We start from the raw sequence: 3,818 nt of genomic DNA, 5'->3' as shown, positions 1-3,818 counted from the left end.
TGTGTATAAGAGACAGCGATGTCGCTGATGCGTTTGACGACCGTCTTGCCGCTCATGTCCACGACCTTGAACTCCTCCTCCTCCGGGAGCTCGCCCGCGTCCTGCTGCTTGTTCGTGTCGGGCTTGAAGCGCTTCCTCTCCGCCGGCTCCTGGCCGCGGTAGTGGCGCAGGATGGCGTGCTCGATTTCACGGTCGCCCGCCACCATGGGCACCACGCGGGCACGGCTGCGCGCCGCGACCTGGTCCAGCGTGGCCAGGTCCGTGGGGTCGGACATCGCCAGCACCAGCGTCTTCCCGTTGTCCTTGAGCTGAACGGGGAAGATGCCCTTCTGCTCGGCGAGCCCCACGTCCACGCGCGCGAGCGCGGCCGCGTCCTTCGTCAGGTTGCCCAGCTGCACGCGGGGCATTCCCAGGCCCTGGCAGATGGCCTGGGTGATGGTCTCCTCGGACGCCAGCCCCAGGTCCGCGACGACGCGCGACACGCGTCCGCCCCACTGGTCCAGCGACGCGAGCGCGCTGCGCAGCTGCAACTCGTCGATGACGCGCGCCTTGATGAGGACGTCCGCGATGCGATTCCGGGAAGGGGGAGCCATGGGGTGGGGATTCTAGCGTCTGATGGCGCGGACGCTCAGTCCACGTCACTGAACATGCCTGGAAGGCATGGGGAACATGCCTTGAGGGCAAGGAGGCTTGGACCATGCAGCCGTTCGCTGACGCCGCCGCGCAGACGTGCCCCTATTGCGGTGAGGAGGTGGAAGTCGACGTGGACTCGCTGGGCGCCTCCGCCGAGTCCTACGTGGAGGACTGCCCCGTCTGCTGCCGCCCCTGGGAGGTGCACGTCACCCGAGGCGAGGACGGCGCCGCCGTCACCCTGGGCCGCGACGACGACTGACGCCCTGGCGGCTCCCTGGCAGGGGAGCAGGCGAGCGGGCGCGGCGGCCCCTTTCCGGGGGCTCCAGGACGTGCGGGGGCGTTGCTTGACACGTCCCGAAGCATGGTTCTCTTGAGTCTTGTGAGGCGCTGCCGGGCGCTCCCGGAAACGGGGTCCCGGCCGCCCACTTCAACAACGACCGTGAACCCGCACAACGTGCGTCCAAAGGGACGTCACGAACAGGAGACGACCATGCTGAACAGCCGCAATCCCTACAACGCCGCCGTTGCCCTGCCCCTGCTGCGCGACTTCGACTTCCTCTTCCGGGAGCTGGCCTCGCCGGGCGCCCGCAACGACGCCGAGCGCACCGTCACGCCCGCAGCGGACATCCTGGAGGCCGAGTCCGGCATCACGCTGCGCGTGGACCTGCCCGGCCATGACGCCAAGGCCATCCAGGTGAAGGTGGAAGACGGCGTGCTGACCGTGCGCTCCGAGCGCAAGGCCGAGGCCGTGCCGGAGGGCAACGTCCTGCGCCGCCAGGAGCGCGCCTCGGGTGTCTACGCGCGCCAGTTCCGCCTGCCGGACACGGTGGACGCGACCCGCGTGGAGGCCCGCTACGACAATGGCGTGCTCACCCTCACCCTGCCGCGCCGCGAGGAGACCAAGCCCCGCGTCGTCGAGGTGAAGGTCCAGGGTTGATGCGCATGCATCAACACCCCATCAGGGAGGCCGCTGCCCTCGCTGCGGCGAGGCGCGGCGACTCCCGCAAGCATCCTTGCGACCCGAGGGCTTCCGCGGTGGCCGGCGGAAGCCCCCGTCCCTTTACTTGCGAGCAGTGTTGAGCGCCAGCGGCACCCGGAACAGCTCCATGACCTGCGTGACGTCCAGCGGCTTGGGAAGGCACGCCACCGCGCCGGCCTGCTTGGACTGCTCCACCACGTCGGGCGTGTGATTGCTCGTCATGGTGATGAGGCGCACGCCCTCCATCTGCTTGCGCGCGCGGATGCGCTTGCAGACCTCGATGCCGTCGATGTCCGGCATGTTGAGGTCGATGATCATCCCGTGCGGCTTCTGCTCCGACACCAGCAGCAGGGCCTCCACGCCGCTCGTCGTCGTCTGGAGCTCCACCTGGTTCGCGTGCGGCTTGAACGCGCGCTTGATGGCGTCCAGCACCGGGCGCTCGTCGTCCACGACCAGCAAGCGCACCGTGCTGCTGCCCAGCTCCTCAGGCACGGGCATCTGGTGGGTGACCAGGAAGGTGCGCAGGTCCGTCGAACGCACCCGGCGGTGGCCACCCGGAGTCCGGAAGGCCATCAGGATGCCGCGGTCAATCCACTTGCTCACCGTCGACGGGTCCACCTGAAGCAACCGACTGATGTCGTGCGTCGTGTAGAGCTGGTCCGTCATCGCCGTACTCCCCTCGGACTGCATCGTTCCACTAGCCATGGAAATAAACACCTACCTTGGATGCGGGGTTTGATCAACCCACCCTACGACGTGCTGCGTTTACCTGTGCTTCTCATCAGACCCACGGCGTCATCCCAACGGCCACTGGCACGGAGGCACAGCTCAACCAGCTCGCGGGCAGCTCCGTGACCGCCCACGTTCGTCGTAACGAAGTCCGCTTCCTGGCGCACCTCTGGAACGGCATCCGCCGGACAGGCGGAAAGCCCGGAGAGCGACATGGGGTCCAGGTCGTTGAGGTCGTCTCCCATATACGCGCACTGATTTGCGGGTATCTGGAGTTGAGCGAGCAATTCCTGAAGGGCGGGACCCTTCTCCTTGCGGCCCTGGAAGATGGCGGCGAGGCCCAGTTCCCGGCCTCGGGCCTCCACGATGCGGGACGTGCGCGCGGTGAGGATGGCGGCGGGCAGGCCCACCAGCCGGGCCATGACGAGCGCGTGGCCATCCTTCACGTTGAAGCGCTTCATCACCTCGCCATTGTCGCCGTAATACAGCGCGCCGTCAGTGAGCACGCCGTCCACGTCGAACACGAGCAGCCGCACGCGCGACGCACGGGACGTCAGCTCTTCCCTGCCTGGCTTGGAAGGCGCTTCCGTCTGCATGGCCTCCTCACCTTTCGCGTCCATCAGCTGGCTTCGTGACCCAGCGCGCGGCGGATGCTGAGCACATCTCGTACCACGTCCTCGAACATCTGTGGATTGAGCGAGCACGGACCGTCACACAGGGCACGGTCGGGGTCTTCGTGGACTTCTGTGAATAAAGCGTCAATCCCGGCGGCGGCGGCGCTGCGGGCGAGCAGTGAGACGAACCGGCGCTCGCCGCCTGTCTTTCCGTCGCTGGAGGAGGGGAGCTGGACCGCGTGGGTCGCGTCCATGCACACCACGAGGCCGGCCTCGCGCATCTGGGCCAGGCCGCGCATGTCCACGACGAGGTTGTTGTAGCCGAAGGAGGAGCCCCGCTCGGTGACGAGCACGTTGGGGTTGCCCGTCTCCACGGCCTTCCGGGCCGAGTGGACGATGTCCTTGGGGGCTACGAACTGTCCCTTCTTCAAGTTCACCCCCTTGCCGGAGCGGGCCACCGCCTCCACGAGGTCCGTCTGACGGCAGAGGAAGGCGGGTATCTGGATGATATCCACGACTTCAGCGGCAGGCCCGACGTGGCTGGTTTCATGGACGTCCGTGAGAACAGGGACGCCCACCTCCCGGCGGATACGGTCCAGGATTCTCAGACCTTCCTTCAAACCCGGACCGCGGAAGGACTTGCCGCTGGTCCGGTTGGCCTTGTCATAGGAACATTTGAAGGCGTACGGGACGCCCAGCCGGGCGGTGATGCCCTTGAGCAGGTGGGCGTGGCGCAGGGCCATCTCCTCGGACTCGATGCTGTCCGGCCCGGCGATGACGAAGAGGCGCTGGCCGGGGCCGACCTTGTGGCCGCACAGCTCGATGGAGGGGGTGGGGCTCATGAGTTCACCGGGGCCTGTCTC

6 protein-coding genes are annotated in these 3,818 nt (G+C 67.4%); 2 read left to right on the top strand and 4 right to left on the bottom strand.

Going from position 1 to position 3,818, the window contains the following annotated elements; translation table 11 throughout:
- Positions 1–593 (bottom strand): GspE/PulE/PilB domain-containing protein (locus tag D7W81_RS40330; protein ID WP_120560626.1); only part of this gene is annotated, 593 nt, incomplete at its 3' end.
- Between the two features lie 104 nt (positions 594–697).
- Here D7W81_RS40330 and D7W81_RS40325 point away from each other — a divergent pair.
- Together D7W81_RS40325 and D7W81_RS40320 are read left to right on the top strand one after the other, a co-directional pair.
- On the top strand, positions 698–892 hold the full coding sequence (locus tag D7W81_RS40325) for a CPXCG motif-containing cysteine-rich protein (RefSeq protein WP_120560625.1): 195 nt from the start codon (positions 698–700) through the stop codon (positions 890–892).
- A 231-nt stretch (positions 893–1,123) separates the two neighbouring features.
- Complete coding sequence (locus D7W81_RS40320) at positions 1,124–1,570, top strand: Hsp20/alpha crystallin family protein (protein ID WP_120560624.1); 447 nt, start codon at positions 1,124–1,126, stop codon at positions 1,568–1,570.
- Positions 1,571–1,693: 123 nt separating this feature from the next.
- Here D7W81_RS40320 and D7W81_RS40315 read toward each other — a convergent pair whose 3' ends face one another.
- The 3 genes from D7W81_RS40315 to kdsA are packed head-to-tail and all read right to left on the bottom strand — an operon-like array spanning position 1,694 to position 3,797.
- On the bottom strand, positions 1,694–2,317 hold the full coding sequence (locus tag D7W81_RS40315) for a response regulator (RefSeq protein ID WP_120550420.1): 624 nt from the start codon (positions 2,315–2,317) through the stop codon (positions 1,694–1,696).
- A 44-nt stretch (positions 2,318–2,361) separates the two neighbouring features.
- Complete coding sequence (locus D7W81_RS40310) at positions 2,362–2,937, bottom strand: KdsC family phosphatase (RefSeq protein WP_208721672.1); 576 nt, start codon at positions 2,935–2,937, stop codon at positions 2,362–2,364.
- Between the two features lie 23 nt (positions 2,938–2,960).
- Entirely contained in the window at positions 2,961–3,797 is an 837-nt protein-coding gene (gene kdsA / locus D7W81_RS40305; protein ID WP_120560622.1) for a 3-deoxy-8-phosphooctulonate synthase, read from the bottom strand.
- Positions 3,798–3,818 lie beyond the last annotated feature (21 nt).

The sequence above is a fragment of the Corallococcus aberystwythensis genome (assembly GCF_003612165.1).
GTDB lineage: Bacteria > Myxococcota > Myxococcia > Myxococcales > Myxococcaceae > Corallococcus > Corallococcus aberystwythensis.
The sequence above is the reverse complement of the archived record's forward strand: the minus strand, read 5'-3'. Positions and strand labels throughout refer to the sequence as shown.